The organism is Salmonella sp. NW38, from assembly GCF_051807745.1.
Classification (GTDB): Bacteria; Pseudomonadota; Gammaproteobacteria; order Enterobacterales; family Enterobacteriaceae; genus Salmonella; species Salmonella enterica.
Window position 1 is genome coordinate 512,519 of the sequence record NZ_JAMMTO010000002.1, and the last position, 15,168, is coordinate 527,686.

A 15,168-nucleotide genomic window follows, 5' to 3' on the forward strand; every position below is an offset into this window, starting at 1 on the left:
GAGACGCCGATGAGTTGATGTGATTAAACGCAACAGCATGTTCTCCCTGACACTGTAGCAACTGCCAGGCGTGTGGCCAGGGCAGGCAGTGAACTACCCTTCAAGGAGAAAATTATGGGATTGCAAAAAACACTGGCGCTCAGCGCCGTGGCGGCAGGAATCATGTTGAGCTTATCCGGTGCGCAGGCCGCGCCGCTGCTTAGCAGTAGTGAGCCAATGACCATCAACGCCAGCGATCTGGCGGCGAAAGAGAAAGCGCTGACGGATTTTCCGTTAATGGAGGCAGTGAAATCCTCTATCCAGACGTTGGATAACAGCGCGGTCGAACAAATCGAACCGGGGCGCGCCGCTAACCCGGCAAACGTAAAACGCGTTGAAAGTATTCTGAAAGAGGCCGACTGGGATTATCTGTTCCCGATGCGCGCACCGGAATACACTTACTCTAACTTCCTGAAAGCGATAGGTAAATTCCCGGCGGTTTGTGGTACCTACACCGATGGACGCGATAGCGACGCTATCTGCCGTAAAACCCTGGCTACTATGTTTGCGCATTTTGCCCAGGAGACGGGCGGTCACGAAAGCTGGCGTGACATTCCGGAATGGCGTCAGGCGCTGGTCTATCTGCGCGAAGTCGGCTGGACAGAAGGGCAGAAAGGCGGCTACAACGGCGAATGTAACCCGGATGTATGGCAGGGCCAGACCTGGCCGTGCGGTAAAGATAAGGACGGCGATTTCCTCAGCTATTTTGGTCGCGGGGCAAAACAGCTTTCTTATAACTACAACTATGGGCCTTTCTCTGACGCGATGTATGGTGACGTTCGCCCTCTGCTGGATAAACCCGAGCTGGTGGCGGATACCTGGATGAACCTGGCGAGCGCCGTCTTCTTCTTTGTGTATCCGCAGCCGCCGAAGCCGTCTATGCTACATGTGATTGACGGTACCTGGCAGCCAAACGATCGCGATAAAACAAACGGCCTGGTATCAGGTTTCGGCGTCACCATTCAGATCATCAATGGCGGCGTGGAGTGCGGCGGCGCAGATGAGAATGCGCAGTCGCTTAACCGTATCGCCTACTACAAAGAGTTTGCCAACTACCTGAAAGTGCCGGTGCCGGCTGACGAAGTGTTGGGCTGTAAAAAGATGAAGCAGTTCGATGAAGGCGGCGCTGGCGCGTTACCGATCTATTGGGAACAAGACTGGGGCTGGAGCGCCGATACTGCGGACGGTAAAACCTATTCCTGCCAGTTAGTGGGATATCAGACGCCGTATACCGCCTTTAAAGAGGGCGACTACACGAAATGTGTACAGCATTATTTCAACGTTAATGTCGTCGATGATAACGGAACCACTGAACCGGATGTCACGCCAACTCCAGCGCCAGTGACGGATGAAAACGTGGCGCCAGTCGCGCGTATTGCCGGGCCGGTCGGGGCGGTGGAAGCCGGTAGCCCGGTTTCACTCAGCGCGGAAGGATCGACCGACGCGAATGGCGACAAGCTCACCTATACCTGGATGTCGCAGGATGGCAAAACGCTGAGCGGCCAGGATAAAGCCGTTGTGATTTTCAACGCGCCGGATGTCACTCAGAACACCCAGTATGTGGTGAATCTGACCGTTAGCGACGGTACGCTCTCCAGCACTGCGGTTTATACGCTGAATGTGAAAGCGAAGGCCGCCGCTGCGGATGACGAAGATAAGACCACCAGCTACCCTGCCTGGAGCAGCAGCCAGAAATGGAATCCGGGCGACATCGTCAACAATAATGGCGCATTGTACCAGTGCAAACCGTTCCCGGAAGGCTCATGGTGTAATGTTGCGCCTGCCTACTATGAGCCCGGCGTAGGGATTGCCTGGGCCGATGCATGGAACGCATTGTAATAAGATAAATCCTGTCGGTGCTTTGCATCGGCAGGATTGTTACTATGCTTATCTCAGGTTTTTTCAGGAGAAAGCATGAACATCATCGCCATTATGGGGCCGCACGGGGTTTATTATAAAGATGAACCCATCAAGGAGCTTGAGCGTGCATTACAATCCCTGGGATTTCAAATTATCTGGCCGCAAAATAGCGTTGACTTGTTGAAGTTTATTGAACATAACCCGCGCATCTGCGGCGTTATTTTTGACTGGGATGAATACAGTCTCGACCTTTGTAGCGAAATCAACCAGCTAAATGAATACCTTCCTCTCTACGCCTTTATCAATACCAACTCCACGCTGGACGTTAGCGTTCACGATATGCGCATGGCGCTGTGGTTTTTTGAGTATGCGTTGGGGCTGGCTGAAGATATCGCGACGCGCATTCATCAATATACAAACGAATATCTCGATAATATTACGCCGCCGTTTACCAAAGCGCTGTTTACCTACGCCAAAGAAGGAAAATATACCTTTTGTACGCCGGGTCATATGGCAGGAACGGCGTATCAGAAAAGCCCGCCAGGCTGTCTGTTTTATGACTTTTTTGGCGGCAATACCTTAAAAGCTGATGTGTCGATTTCGGTGACTGAACTGGGATCGCTGCTGGATCACACCGGGCCGCATCTGGAAGCGGAAGAGTATATCGCCCGTACTTTTGGCGCCGAGCAGAGTTATATGGTGACGAACGGTACGTCGACCTCGAATAAAATTGTCGGTATGTATGCCGCGCCTGCGGGAAGTACGCTACTTATTGATCGTAATTGCCATAAATCGCTGGCGCATTTGCTGATGATGAGCGATGTGGTGCCTCTCTGGTTAAAGCCGACGCGCAATGCGCTCGGTATTCTCGGCGGTATTCCTAAGCGTGAATTTACCCGCGACAGCATTGCGCGTAAGGTGGCGGAAACCGCGCAGGCGCAATGGCCAGTTCATGCGGTTATCACCAATTCGACTTACGATGGTCTGCTGTATAACACTAACTGGATCAAGCAGATGCTGGACGTTCCCTCGATCCATTTTGATTCCGCTTGGGTACCCTATACCCATTTCCATCCGATCTACCAGGGGAAAAGCGGGATGAGCGGCGATCGGGTGCCCGGAAAAGTGATTTTCGAAACGCAATCCACCCATAAAATGCTGGCGGCTTTTTCGCAGGCGTCGCTTATTCATATCAAAGGGGAATATGACGAAGAGACGTTTAACGAAGCGTTTATGATGCACACTTCCACATCGCCGAGCTATCCCATTGTCGCCTCTATCGAGACCGCAGCGGCGATGCTGCGCGGCAATCCAGGGAAAAGATTGATTAATCGTTCGGTGGAGCGGGCGCTCCATTTTCGTAAAGAGGTACAGCGGTTACGTGAAGAGTCCGATAGCTGGTTCTTTGATATCTGGCAGCCGGAAGAGGTTGATGAGGCCGAATGCTGGCCGGTCACGCCGGGAGAAACCTGGCATGGCTTCACCGATGCTGATGACGATCATATGTTTCTCGATCCGGTTAAGGTGACAATCCTGACGCCGGGGATGGATGAACAGGGCAACATGAGCGAAGAGGGGATACCCGCCGCGCTGGTGGCGAAGTTCCTCGATGAGCGAGGCGTAGTGGTGGAAAAAACCGGGCCGTATAATCTGCTGTTTTTGTTCAGCATAGGGATTGATAAGACCCGTGCGATGGGGCTGCTGCGCGGGCTGACGGAATTTAAACGGGCCTACGATCTTAACCTGCGCGTTAAAAATATGTTGCCGGATCTGTATGCGGAAGATCCGGATTTTTATCGCAATATGCGCATTCAGGATCTGGCGCAGGGGATCCATAAACTGATCCGCCAGCACGATCTTCCGGGGCTGATGTTGCGGGCGTTCGAGGTTTTACCGGAGATGATCATGACCCCGCACCAGGCCTGGCAGCGTCAGATCAAAGGCGAGGTGGAAACCGTGGCGCTCGATCAACTGCCAGGGCGCGTTTCCGCGAATATGATCCTGCCTTATCCGCCAGGCGTTCCGCTGTTGATGCCCGGCGAGAGGATCACGCAACAGAGTCGGGCCGTGCTCGATTTTCTGCTGATGCTCTGCTCGATTGGCCAGCATTATCCCGGTTTTGAAACGGATATTCACGGCGCGAAACGGAATGAAGACGGGGTGTACCAGGTACGAGTCTTAAAACACGCCTGTTAGCTTGCCTGACGGGAATGTGACGAGTAACGTACTGATAATCAATAAAGGAGACGCTATGCTGGGATTAAAACAGGTTCATCACATCGCGATCATTGCGACAGACTATGCGGTGAGCAAGGCGTTTTACTGCGATATTCTGGGGTTCGATCTGCTAAGCGAAGCCTGGCGGGAAGAGCGTGACTCGTGGAAGGGCGATTTGGCGCTAAACGGGCAGTATGTAATTGAGCTTTTCTCTTTTCCCTTCCCTCCGGCGCGTCCAAGCCGACCTGAAGCCTGCGGCCTGCGCCATCTGGCTTTCAGCGTGGAAAATGTGGAAAACGCCGTTGCGCATCTGGAAAAGCATCAGGTTAAGTGCGAACCGATACGCATCGATCCGTATACCGGGAAGCGCTTTACTTTTTTCAACGATCCGGACGGTTTACCGCTTGAGCTGTATGAGCAGTAAGGCTTGTCATTAAGACGCTCGCCAGGTAACGTTGCCGGGCTAAGTCACTATAAGCATGGATCATGACCACTCTCACGTTGAATACCTCGTTACTCTCTTCTCGCCGTATTCTGGCTGCCTTTAGCGGCGGCCTGGATTCTACGGTGCTTCTGCATCAACTGGTGTTGTGGCGAGAACGCCATCCTGACGTCACGCTGCGTGCTATCCATATTCATCACGGTTTAAGCCCTCATGCTGATAGCTGGGTGCGGCATTGCGAAACCGTATGCGAACGCTGGCAGGTTCCGCTGGTAGTGGAGCGGGTGACGCTGGCGGATAATGGCCTGGGTATCGAGGCCCATGCGCGTGAAGCGCGCTACCGGGCGTTCGCACAGACGCTATTGCCTGGCGAAGTGCTGGCAACCGCGCAGCACCTTGACGATCAATGTGAAACATTCCTGCTGGCGTTAAAGCGCGGCAGCGGTCCGGCCGGACTTTCCGCGATGGGAGAACGCTCGCCTTTTGCCGGAACTCTGCTTCTTCGCCCGCTGTTGAGAGAAACGCGGAAGACGCTGGAACAGTGGGCTGTGCATCATGGCTTATGCTGGATTGAAGATGAAAGCAATCAGGATGACGCCTACGATCGCAATTTTTTACGCCTGCGCGCGCTTCCGCTCTTGCAGCAGCGCTGGCCGCATTTTCCTGCGGCGGTAGCCCGTAGCGCGACGCTCTGCGCCGAGCAAGAAAGGCTGCTGGACGAGCTTCTGGCCAGCGATCTTACGGACTGTATCACGACGGAGGGAACATTGCGGCTCTCTCCATTAATGTCGATGAGCGATGTACGGCGGGCGGCGATTTTGCGTCGCTGGCTGGCGATGCGTAATGCGCCGATGCCCTCTCGCGACGCGCTGGAACGTATCTGGCAGGAGGTGGCGCTGGCGCGCGACGATGCCTCTCCCTGTTTACGCTTTGGCGATCACGAGATTCGCCGTTATCAGTCGCAACTGTGGTGGATTAAATCCGTGGCCGGACAACACGAAACGACGGTCGCCTGGCCCGTCTGGCAAACACCGCTGGCGCTGCCTGCCGGCTTAGGGACGGTACAGCTCGTTCCTGGGGGCGAACTGCGCCGACCGCGAGAGGAAGAATCCGTCAGCATTCGGTTTAAGGCGCCAGGGTTGCTACACATTGTGGGACGTCACGGTGGACGTAAATTAAAGAAAATCTGGCAGGAGCAGGGGATCCCGCCCTGGCGACGAGACACCACGCCGCTGTTGTTTTACGGCGAAACGCTGATTGCGGCTGCGGGTGTTTTTGTGACGCGTGAGGGAGCAGCAGAAGATAAAGAAGGGGTGAGTCTGGTTTGGCATGCCTGATGGCGCTGCGCTTATCAGGCCTACGTATCGCATGGAACGTAGGCCGGATAAGGTGCTTGCACCGCCATCCGGCAACAAAATACTCAGGATTCGCTAACTACCACGGTACCAATTTCCGGGTGGCTGAAACTGGCGATTTTATCGAGACGAAGTTCACAAGACTCGCCGGAAATCTCGGCAAGCAGATACTCTACGTTTTTACGTAAGATCAAATCGTTCGCTTTTGCCTGCAAAACCTCGCCATCTTTTAACGTTAGCGTCAGTATTAAATGATGCATGCAGGCAAGCTCAAGACTATCGTAGTCATCGCAATTAATGGGTTGATACGTTTCATTCATTGACATAATCGCTCACCAGTAAGTTCGCGGCAGCATAAGCTGCCTTTTCCCTGACCGACTCTGAAAGGGCGCTATCTGCCGCCACTTCATTAAGCACTTTCAATACACAACCCAGCGCATCCGGGACATACCCTAAGTCTCCGCTGGCGATTTCCGCATACCGCTTGCGTACTAACTCACAATATTTTTCCACATGCCCTCCTGTCAGCATTCTGACTTAACCGTGGATGCAAGTCTAAGCCTACGAAGTTAAATCTTGTTTAGCAAGGTGACTATACCATACTCATTTGCGCAATATCAGCGCCTGACGCGAGTGGGTAAAAGATTCGTTAACAGCCTTTTAGCGCGGTTTTCGCTACAATGGGCGCCTGATTCGAAAGGAGTTTTCTCATGGCGCTTAAAGCGACAATTTATAAAGCCGTCGTCAATGTGGCTGACCTTGATCGCAACCGGTTTCTGGATGCGGCATTGACGCTGGCGCGTCACCCTTCTGAAACGCAGGAGCGCATGATGCTGCGCCTGTTGGCATGGATAAAATATGCTGATGAACGGTTGCAGTTTACACGCGGGCTCAGCGCGGAAGATGAGCCGGAGGCCTGGCTGCGCAACGATCATCTGGGCATCGATCTCTGGATAGAGCTGGGGCTGCCGGATGAGCGCCGTATTAAGAAAGCCTGTACTCAGGCGAGCGACGTCGCGCTCTTTGCTTATAACTCCCGGGCGGCGCAAATCTGGTGGCAGCAGCATCACAGCAAGTGCGCGCAGTTCGCTAACCTGTCCGTCTGGTATCTGGATGACGGGCAACTGGCGCAGCTCAGTGAATTTGCCGATCGTACCATGACGCTACAGGCGACGATTCAGGACGGCGCAATCTGGCTTTCTGATGCTCGGAATAATCTGGAAATACAGCTAACCGCCTGGCAACAGCCCTCATGATTGCCATCTCCCGGACGGTCTCCATAGCCGATAATGAGCTGGAAATTACGGCCATTCGCGCGCAGGGCGCGGGTGGTCAGCACGTAAATAAGACCTCTAGCGCGATTCATTTGCGCTTTGACATTCGGGCCTCTGGCCTGCCAGAGTATTATAAACAGCGTTTGCTGACGGCCAGCCACCATCTGATAAGCGATGATGGCGTCATTATCATTAAGGCGCAGGAGTTCCGGAGCCAGGAGCTCAACCGGGAAGCGGCTATCGCCAGGCTGGTTGCCGTCATAAAAGAATTAATCGCGGAGCAGAAAAGCCGTCGCGCAACCCGTCCGACGCGTGCCTCGAAAGAGCGCCGCTTGTCCTCAAAGGCGCAAAAATCTTCTGTAAAGGCGCTTCGCGGCAAAGTTCGTCGTCCACTGGATTGACGGGCAGGAATAGCAATTTCATAAGGATTTTATGGTGAGAACAGCAATATTGTCAGTAGCGGCAGCCTGTACGCTATTTGCATTGATAGGGTGTAATAACCGTGCGGAAGTTGACGCCCTGCAACCTGCGCAGGCGGCGGAATTAAAACCCATGCAGCAAAGCTGGCGCGGCGTGCTGCCCTGTGCGGATTGTGAAGGTATTGAAACGTCACTGTTTCTGGAAAAAGACGGCACATGGGTGATGAACGAGCGTTATCAGGGCGTGCGCGAAGAACCTTCCTCTTTTGCGTCATACGGTACCTGGGCGCGGACGGCGGATAAACTGGTGTTAACCGACAGCAATGGCGAGAAATCGTATTATCGCGCGAAAGGCAATGCGCTGGAGATGCTCGACAGAGAAGGCAATCCGGTGGCTTCGCAGCTTAATTATACGCTTGTGCCTGTTACCGCCAGCCTGCCGGTAACGCCAATGCCGTTGCGTGGTATGTATGTATACAGGGCCGATGCGGCGACCTTTACCGATTGTGCGACCGGAAAACGGCTGCCGGTCGCCAGTAACGCCCAGCTTGAGCGCGGCTATCTGACGGCGAAAGGTGAAGCGGAAAAACCGGTGCTGCTGACGGTAGAAGGGCATTTTGTGTTTGCCGCGAACCCGGACACGGGCGAGCCGGTAAAAATGCTAATAGCCGATAAAAACGCGAAGTTTGCGCCGGGTAAAGATTGCACTCACTAATAAAAGGCCTCGCAGGATGCGAGGCCTTTACATATCTGCCGGGTGGCGCCGGGCAATCCCAACAAAATGTCGTTTAGCCTTTAATCGCCTTGACCAGATAATCAACGATATCGCCGGTTTTAATCAGCGATTTTTCACCGCTGCGACGGTATTTATACTCAATATCGTCGTTATCCAGGTTGCGATCGCCAATCACGATAGTATGTGGAATACCAATCAGCTCCATATCGGCAAACATCACGCCCGGGCGCTCTTTACGGTCGTCCATCAGCACTTCAATGCCCTGCGCGCGCAATTCGCTGTACAGCTTTTCCGCCAGCTCCTGCACACGGAAGGATTTGTGCATATTCATCGGCAGAATAGCGACCTGGAAAGGCGCAATGGCGTCAGGCCATACAATGCCGCGCTCGTCAAAGTTCTGCTCGATAGCCGCGGCAACGACACGTGTTACGCCGATACCATAGCAGCCCATTGTCAGGATCTGGTTACGGCCATCTTCACCCTGAACGGAGGCTTTCAGCGCTTCTGAGTACTTGGTACCTAACTGGAAGATGTGACCCACTTCGATACCGCGTTTGATAAGCAACGTTCCCTGACCATCCGGACTCGGATCGCCGGCGACTACGTTACGGATGTCGGCAACAACAGGCGTCGCCACATCGCGATCCCAGTTAATACCAAAGTAGTGTTTACCGTCGATGTTGGCGCCAGCGGCAAAATCGCTCATGGCGTCAACGGTACGATCGATGATGACCGGAATCGGCATATTGACCGGGCCGAGGGAGCCAGGGCCGGCATTAATTACGGCGCGAATCTCTTCTTCGGTAGCGAAGGTCAGCGGGCTGGCAACGTGCGGCAGTTTTTCCGCTTTAACTTCATTCAGTTCATGATCGCCGCGAACCAGCAGAGCCACCAGCGGAGACTTGCTGTCTTTCGCCGCTTTCACCAGCAGCGTTTTTACCGTTTTTTCAATTGGCAGGTTGAACTGTTCCACCAGCTCCGCGATGGTTTTGGCATTTGGCGTATCGACCAGAGTCATTTCCTGCGTCGCCGCTGCGCGCGGCGTTTGCGGCGCGATAGCTTCTGCCAGTTCAATGTTAGCCGCGTAATCAGAAACATCAGAGAAAACGATATCGTCTTCGCCGCTTTGCGCCAGCACCTGGAATTCATGCGAGGCGTTGCCGCCGATAGAACCGGTATCGGCCTGTACCGCGCGGAAATCCAGCCCCATACGGCTGAAGATACGGCTATACGCGGCGTACATGGCGTCATAGGTTTCCTGCAACGACTCCTGAGAGGTATGGAAAGAGTAAGCATCTTTCATCAGGAATTCGCGCGAACGCATCACGCCAAAGCGCGGACGCACTTCATCACGGAATTTGGTCTGGATTTGGAAGAAGTTCAGCGGCAACTGCTTATAAGAGCTGAGTTCATTACGCACCAGATCGGTGATAACTTCTTCGTGGGTCGGGCCGAGTACGAACGGACGCTCGCCACGGTCGACAAAACGCAGCAGTTCCGGACCGTACTGTTCCCAACGACCACTCTCTTGCCACAGGTCGGCTGGCTGAACGACTGGCATCGACACCTCGATAGCACCGGCGTTGTTCATCTCTTCACGCACGATGTTTTCGACTTTTTTCAGGACGCGCAGGCCGGTCGGCAGCCAGGTATATAACCCGGAGGCGAGCTTGCGGATCATCCCGGCGCGCAGCATCAGCTGGTGGCTGATAACCTCGGCGTCGGCAGGTGTCTCCTTCAGAGTGGAGAGCAGGTATTGGCTAGTACGCATGTTGTTACGGTTCCAGTTGAACGATCGAACAGGCTCAATGTGAGCCTGATACAAAAAAAGTGATTTAGTTTACCAGCGTGCAAGAGATGTCAAAAGAGAAGGGCGTGAAATTACCGTGGTTCCAGCGCAAACACTTCAAATCCAGTGCTAACCACACGCCAGCGCACGTTAAAATCATGCAGCCAGACGGCATAGGTTTTGCCCGTCTCTTCACCCTTACGATAAGCCGGGCGAGGATCTTGCGCCAGCACATCGCAAATAAATGTCCGTAGCTGCGGATAACGCCTTTCCAGCGTCGTAAGCTGTTGAGCCACCTCAGCGGTAAAGCTCACGGGCATTTCAGCTATCGGCGCCTGTTGCGCATAGCTGGCGGCGGCGTCCGGTAAGGCCTCGGCAAACGGTAAATACGGTTTGATATCCACCACCGGCGTGCCATCCACCAGATCCAGACTGCCTAATTTCAGAATTACGCTCTCTTTCCGGCACTCGATACCTTTTAGCGCAACGAGCGACATGCCAATCGGATTGGGGCGGAACGTGGAGCGCGTGGCAAAAACGCCCATTCTGGCGTTACCGCCAAGACGGGGCGGACGAACTGTTGGCCGCCAGCCGCCGTCCATCGTCTGATGAAAAACGAAAAGCACCCACAAATGGCTGAACGCCTCCAGGCCGCGAACGGCATCGGCCTGGTTGTAAGGCGCTATCAGATGCAGTTCGCCGCAGGCGCTTTTGACCAGACCGGGCTGGCGCGGAACGGCGAATTTTTCTTTATAGGGGGAGCGAATAACGCCGATTTGTTCAAACTGAAAGCTGCTCATTTCGCCGAAATATTCAGGGCGGACCCGATACAAACCGCCTGACGATAGCAGCCTGGCGTGCCGCTGGTAATTTCACAGCTGTGCAGCAGGACGGCGTTGGCTTTCATTTTAGATGCATTAATCTGCATACGCTTGCGCGCAGTTGGAATGTTAGGCGGAGAGTCTTGATTTGTCGCCTGGCAGGATTCGCCGCTAACCTCGCCAAGATCGCGGAAAGGTTTGCCGACTAAGTCTTCAGCATTGGTGTAAATCCTGACGGGAGCGGCACGCGGCGCTTTAGGTTTCTCCGGCTCCGCTTTTGGCGGGGTTGCGGTGCTTTGAACGGGTTCAACAGGGGATCTGCTTAGCATGGAACAACCGCCCAGCATGAGTGCCAATAAACAGATCGGTAAAGCACGCATAATATTTCCTCAATGAATGTTCTAATTGCCAGATATTGAATCAGGAGCTTGCATAAATGACAAGACGGGCAATAGCCCGTCCTGAATAATATTACAGATTGTGGAATCAGCCTAAAACTTACCAGCCTTTCACCGCGCCGCCATTAAAAACTTTATTTGCGGCTTCGTACACTTCATCAGACTGGTAAGCCTGAACGAATTTTTTCACATTCTCGGCGTCTTTGTTATCTTCACGCGTCACGATCAGGTTAACGTACGGAGAATCTTTATCTTCAACGAAGATACCGTCTTTCGCTGGCGTCAGGCCAATCTGGCTGGCGTAAGTCGTATTAATGACCGCTAACGCGATCTGCGCGTCATCCAGCGAACGCGGCAACTGCGGCGCTTCCAGCTCAACAATTTTCAGATTTTTCGGGTTTTCCACGATATCCAGCGAGGTAGGAAGCAGACCGACGCCGTCTTTCAGTTTAATCAGCCCTACTTTTTGCAGCAGCAGCAGGGAACGACCAAGGTTGGTCGGGTCGTTAGGCACAGCGACCTGGGAACCGTCCTTGAGCTCATCCAGTGATTTGATTTTTTTGGAATATCCTGCAATGGGATAGACAAAAGTCTTACCTACAGAAACCAGTTTGTAGCCGCGATCTTTGATTTGCTGATCCAGATACGGTTTGTGCTGGAAGGCATTGGCATCGATATCGCCTTTGCTCAGCGCTTCATTAGGCAGAACATAATCATTAAAGGTCACCAATTCCACGTCCAGGCCGTATTTTTCTTTCGCGACTTTCTGCGCGACTTCGGCAACTTGCTGCTCTGCGCCAACGATTACGCCGACTTTAATATGGTTCGGATCTTTTTCATCCTGACCGCAACCCGCAAGTGCCAGAGAACCAATCAGAGCACCCACTGCCGCAAAGGTTTTGAATTTGAACGCCATGCTTATTTCCTTAATGAGTATTTGTGTTGTGTTTAACGTTACTTATGCGTGACAGCCCTGACGATGCGATCGCCGGATAACTGAATTAAATAAACCAGAACGACAAGTAATACCAGCACCGTATTCATCACGGTAGCATTGTATCCAATATAACCGTACTGATAGCCGATTTGACCGAGGCCGCCTGCGCCGACGGCACCGCCCATTGCGGAGTAACCGACCAGGGTGATCAGTGTAATGGTTGCCGCATTCACCAGACCAGGCAGCGCTTCCGGTAAAAGGATTTTACGTACAATTTGCAGCGGCGTGGCGCCCATCGCTCGCGAGGCCTCAATCAGCCCGGCAGGGATCTCTAACAACGCATTTTCCACCATACGGGCGATAAAAGGCGCGGCGCCGACGGTCAGCGGTACAATCGCGGCCTGCAAACCAATGGAGGTGCCGACAATTATTCGGGTAAAAGGAATCATCCACACCAGCAGGATGATAAAGGGAATCGAGCGGAAAATATTGACCACCGCAGAGAGGGAGCGATACAGCCTGGCGTTCTCCATAATCTGCCCCGGGCGCGTAACATACAGCAATACGCCAACCGGCAGGCCAATCACGAAACCGAAGAAACCGGAGACAAAGGTCATCGCCAACGTTTCCCAAACGCCACGAACCAGTAACCACATCATTGCCTCAGACATAACCCAGTACCTCTACTTTCACATGGTGATCCTGCAGCCAGGCAATTGCGGCTTGCGTCTCTTCTTGTGTGCCGTGCATTTCCGTTAGCATAATGCCGAACTTCACACCGCCCGCGTAATCCATCTGCGCGCTGATAATATTATTGTTCACGTTGAAACGACGCGCGGTTTCAGAAAGCAGCGGGGCATCCACAGACTGCCCGGTGAATTCCATGCGCAGCATCGGCACGCTGTCAGTTTCCGGCGACGCTTTCAAACGCGCCTGGTAATCTTCCGGAATGTCCAGATGCAGAGTGGACTGAATAAACTTCTGCGCCAGCGGCGTTTTAGGATGCGAGAAGACTTCGCTGACCGTATCCTGCTCAATAAGCTCGCCATTACTGATAACGGCAACGCAGTCGCAGATACGTTTCACGACATCCATTTCATGAGTGATAAGCAGAATCGTCAACCCCAAACGACGGTTGATATCTTTCAGCAATTCCAGAATCGAACGGGTCGTCGCAGGATCAAGCGCGCTGGTGGCTTCATCGCACAGCAATACTTTTGGATTACTGGCTAACGCGCGGGCAATCGCGACACGCTGTTTCTGACCGCCGGAAAGATTTGCCGGATAGCTGTCGTGCTTGTCGCCAAGACCGACTAAATCCAGCAGCTCTGTGACACGGCGTTTGATCTCTTCCTTTGGTGTGTTATCCAGTTCCAGCGGCAACGCGACGTTGCCAAACACGGTACGGGAAGAGAGCAGGTTAAAATGTTGGAAAATCATGCCGATTTGACGGCGAGCTTTGGTCAACTCAGATTCTGAAAGCGTTGTCAGCTCCTGACCGCCGACCTGAACGCTGCCTTCGGTTGGGCGTTCAAGTAAATTAACGCAGCGGATAAGCGTACTTTTACCGGCACCGGAGGCGCCAATGACGCCATAAATCTGCCCGGCAGGGACGTGCAGGCTGACATTATTTAGCGCCTGAATGGTGCGCGTCCCCTGCTGGAACACTTTGGTAATATTCGAAAGTTTAATCATTGGTTATTTATTATCGTAATTAAGTTAGCCGTGGCATTTTCGTCTGTCTAATACGGTCAACGCCGTCAACAGAATGGATGTTAAGGCATCCAGACGTCTAAATCAATCAGGCTTTATACGATGAGCACTTTCTTGCCTGCTGAAACATGCGATACTAGCGCCACTTGCTTTACTCAGGAGCTATAAAAGGTGGCAAAGTCTGTACCCGCAATTTTTCTCGACCGTGACGGCACCATTAATGTGGATCACGGCTACGTACATGAAATCGATGCATTTGAGTTTATAGACGGTGTTATTGACGCGATGCGCGAGCTAAAAAAAATGGGCTATGCGCTGGTGGTGGTGACGAACCAGTCCGGAATCGCGCGCGGCAAATTCACCGAGGCGCAGTTTGAAACGTTAACCGAATGGATGGACTGGTCGTTGGCGGATCGCGATGTTGATTTGGACGGCATCTATTATTGTCCTCACCATCCGCAGGGCAGCATAGAAGAGTTCCGTCAGGTATGTGATTGCCGCAAGCCGCATCCAGGAATGCTTATCTCAGCGCGTGATTTCCTGCATATCGATATGGCGGCTTCTTATATGGTGGGAGACAAGCTGGAAGATATGCAGGCGGCAGCGGCGGCAAATGTCGGGACAAAAGTGCTGGTGCGTACGGGCAAACCGGTCACGTCAGAAGCAGAAAACGCAGCGGACTGGGTGTTAAACAGCCTTGCCGATCTGCCATCGGCGATAAAAAAGCAGCAAAAATAAGCGTTATGGATAAAAGATGAGCGGTTAAAACAAAAATGCATTTTTCCGCTTGTCTTCCTGAACCGACTCCCTATAATGCGCCTCCATCGACACGGCGGATGTGAATTACTTCACACAAACAGCCGGTCGGTTGAAGAGAAAAATCCTGAAATTCAGGGTTGACTCTGAAAGAGGAAAGCGTAATATACGCCACCTCGCGACGGTGAGCTGAAAGCTGCGTCGCACCTGCTCTTTAACAATTTATCAGACAATCTGTGTGGGCACTCGAAGATACGGATTCTTAACGTCCTAGGACGAAAAATGAATACCAAGTCTCAAGAGTGAACACGTAATTCATTACGAAGTTTAATTCATTGAGCATCAAACTTTTAAATTGAAGAGTTTGATCATGGCTCAGATTGAACGCTGGCGGCAGGCCTAACACATGCAA

General features: G+C 53.0%; 16 protein-coding genes. 8 read left to right on the plus strand and 8 right to left on the minus strand.

What is annotated here, in order from left to right:
• Positions 1-114: 114 nt before the first annotated feature.
• The 4 genes from NA624_RS06160 to tilS all read left to right on the plus strand — a co-directional run bounded on the left by NA624_RS06160 (position 115) and on the right by tilS (position 5,895).
• Complete coding sequence (locus NA624_RS06160; protein WP_000524173.1) at positions 115-1,878, plus strand: chitinase; 1,764 nt, start codon at positions 115-117, stop codon at positions 1,876-1,878.
• 75 nt (positions 1,879-1,953) lie between these two features.
• Complete coding sequence (gene ldcC / locus NA624_RS06165; RefSeq protein ID WP_001021044.1) at positions 1,954-4,095, plus strand: lysine decarboxylase LdcC; 2,142 nt, start codon at positions 1,954-1,956, stop codon at positions 4,093-4,095.
• Between the two features lie 55 nt (positions 4,096-4,150).
• Complete coding sequence (locus tag NA624_RS06170; RefSeq protein ID WP_000901086.1) at positions 4,151-4,540, plus strand: VOC family protein; 390 nt, start codon at positions 4,151-4,153, stop codon at positions 4,538-4,540.
• A gap of 62 nt (positions 4,541-4,602) precedes the next feature.
• Entirely contained in the window at positions 4,603-5,895 is a 1,293-nt protein-coding gene (tilS, locus tag NA624_RS06175; RefSeq protein WP_000210053.1) for a tRNA lysidine(34) synthetase TilS, read from the plus strand.
• 83 nt (positions 5,896-5,978) lie between these two features.
• Here tilS and rof read toward each other — a convergent pair whose 3' ends face one another.
• Positions 5,979-6,239, minus strand: a complete 261-nt coding sequence (gene rof / locus NA624_RS06180; protein WP_000062329.1) for a Rho-binding antiterminator — start codon at positions 6,237-6,239, stop codon at positions 5,979-5,981.
• On the minus strand, positions 6,226-6,426 hold the full coding sequence (locus NA624_RS06185; RefSeq protein WP_001518678.1) for a YaeP family protein: 201 nt from the start codon (positions 6,424-6,426) through the stop codon (positions 6,226-6,228). Before NA624_RS06185 ends, rof begins: the two co-directional genes overlap by 14 nt.
• Before the next feature lie 197 nt (positions 6,427-6,623).
• Here NA624_RS06185 and NA624_RS06190 point away from each other — a divergent pair, with 197 nt between their 5' ends.
• The 3 genes from NA624_RS06190 to nlpE are packed head-to-tail and all read left to right on the plus strand — an operon-like array spanning position 6,624 to position 8,321.
• A complete protein-coding gene (locus NA624_RS06190; RefSeq protein WP_001185316.1) occupies positions 6,624-7,169 on the plus strand; it encodes a YaeQ family protein in 546 nt (181 codons plus the stop codon).
• Positions 7,166-7,588: an alternative ribosome rescue aminoacyl-tRNA hydrolase ArfB gene (arfB, locus tag NA624_RS06195; RefSeq protein WP_000560525.1), complete on the plus strand. Its 423-nt coding sequence runs from the start codon at positions 7,166-7,168 to the stop codon at positions 7,586-7,588. Before NA624_RS06190 ends, arfB begins: the two co-directional genes overlap by 4 nt.
• 31 nt (positions 7,589-7,619) lie before the next feature.
• A complete protein-coding gene (gene nlpE / locus NA624_RS06200; protein WP_000252576.1) occupies positions 7,620-8,321 on the plus strand; it encodes an envelope stress response activation lipoprotein NlpE in 702 nt (233 codons plus the stop codon).
• 73 nt (positions 8,322-8,394) lie between these two features.
• Here nlpE and proS read toward each other — a convergent pair whose 3' ends face one another.
• From proS to metN, 6 genes are all read right to left on the minus strand, one after another.
• The gene (gene proS / locus NA624_RS06205; RefSeq protein WP_001260673.1) at positions 8,395-10,113 is read right to left on the minus strand and encodes a proline--tRNA ligase; all 1,719 of its coding nucleotides are present in this window, start codon (positions 10,111-10,113) and stop codon (positions 8,395-8,397) included.
• A gap of 110 nt (positions 10,114-10,223) precedes the next feature.
• Entirely contained in the window at positions 10,224-10,931 is a 708-nt protein-coding gene (tsaA, locus tag NA624_RS06210) for a tRNA (N6-threonylcarbamoyladenosine(37)-N6)-methyltransferase TrmO (protein ID WP_000093989.1), read from the minus strand.
• Positions 10,928-11,332, minus strand: a complete 405-nt coding sequence (gene rcsF, locus NA624_RS06215; protein ID WP_001202315.1) for an Rcs stress response system protein RcsF — start codon at positions 11,330-11,332, stop codon at positions 10,928-10,930. The genes tsaA and rcsF overlap by 4 nt, the downstream gene beginning before the upstream one ends.
• A 118-nt stretch (positions 11,333-11,450) precedes the next feature.
• Positions 11,451-12,266 (minus strand): methionine ABC transporter substrate-binding lipoprotein MetQ, encoded by an 816-nt coding sequence (gene metQ / locus NA624_RS06220; protein WP_000874215.1) that lies wholly within the window; start codon positions 12,264-12,266, stop codon positions 11,451-11,453.
• A gap of 38 nt (positions 12,267-12,304) precedes the next feature.
• Positions 12,305-12,958 carry a methionine ABC transporter permease MetI gene (locus NA624_RS06225; protein WP_001287486.1) on the minus strand — a complete coding sequence of 218 codons (654 nt, stop codon included), beginning with the start codon at positions 12,956-12,958 and terminating at the stop codon, positions 12,305-12,307.
• Entirely contained in the window at positions 12,951-13,982 is a 1,032-nt protein-coding gene (metN, locus tag NA624_RS06230; protein ID WP_000594021.1) for a methionine ABC transporter ATP-binding protein MetN, read from the minus strand. The genes NA624_RS06225 and metN overlap by 8 nt, the downstream gene beginning before the upstream one ends.
• A gap of 189 nt (positions 13,983-14,171) precedes the next feature.
• Between metN and gmhB the strand changes: the two genes are divergently transcribed.
• Positions 14,172-14,738 (plus strand): D-glycero-beta-D-manno-heptose 1,7-bisphosphate 7-phosphatase, encoded by a 567-nt coding sequence (gene gmhB / locus NA624_RS06235; RefSeq protein WP_001140160.1) that lies wholly within the window; start codon positions 14,172-14,174, stop codon positions 14,736-14,738.
• The last annotated feature ends 430 nt before the right edge of the window (positions 14,739-15,168 follow it).

Excerpts from the sequence above, each read along its gene's own strand:
- NA624_RS06160 (WP_000524173.1), top strand. The coding sequence starts at position 115 with ATGGGATTGCAAAAAACACTGGCGCTCAGCGCCGTGGCGGCAGGAATC.
- ldcC (WP_001021044.1), top strand. The coding sequence starts at position 1,954 with ATGAACATCATCGCCATTATGGGGCCGCACGGGGTTTATTATAAAGAT.
- NA624_RS06170 (WP_000901086.1), top strand. The coding sequence starts at position 4,151 with ATGCTGGGATTAAAACAGGTTCATCACATCGCGATCATTGCGACAGAC.
- tilS (WP_000210053.1), top strand. The coding sequence starts at position 4,603 with ATGACCACTCTCACGTTGAATACCTCGTTACTCTCTTCTCGCCGTATT.
- rof (WP_000062329.1), bottom strand. The coding sequence starts at position 6,239 with ATGTCAATGAATGAAACGTATCAACCCATTAATTGCGATGACTACGAT.
- NA624_RS06190 (WP_001185316.1), top strand. The coding sequence starts at position 6,624 with ATGGCGCTTAAAGCGACAATTTATAAAGCCGTCGTCAATGTGGCTGAC.
- arfB (WP_000560525.1), top strand. The coding sequence starts at position 7,166 with ATGATTGCCATCTCCCGGACGGTCTCCATAGCCGATAATGAGCTGGAA.
- nlpE (WP_000252576.1), top strand. The coding sequence starts at position 7,620 with ATGGTGAGAACAGCAATATTGTCAGTAGCGGCAGCCTGTACGCTATTT.
- proS (WP_001260673.1), bottom strand. The coding sequence starts at position 10,113 with ATGCGTACTAGCCAATACCTGCTCTCCACTCTGAAGGAGACACCTGCC.
- tsaA (WP_000093989.1), bottom strand. The coding sequence starts at position 10,931 with ATGAGCAGCTTTCAGTTTGAACAAATCGGCGTTATTCGCTCCCCCTAT.
- rcsF (WP_001202315.1), bottom strand. The coding sequence starts at position 11,332 with ATGCGTGCTTTACCGATCTGTTTATTGGCACTCATGCTGGGCGGTTGT.
- metQ (WP_000874215.1), bottom strand. The coding sequence starts at position 12,266 with ATGGCGTTCAAATTCAAAACCTTTGCGGCAGTGGGTGCTCTGATTGGT.
- NA624_RS06225 (WP_001287486.1), bottom strand. The coding sequence starts at position 12,958 with ATGTCTGAGGCAATGATGTGGTTACTGGTTCGTGGCGTTTGGGAAACG.
- metN (WP_000594021.1), bottom strand. The coding sequence starts at position 13,982 with ATGATTAAACTTTCGAATATTACCAAAGTGTTCCAGCAGGGGACGCGC.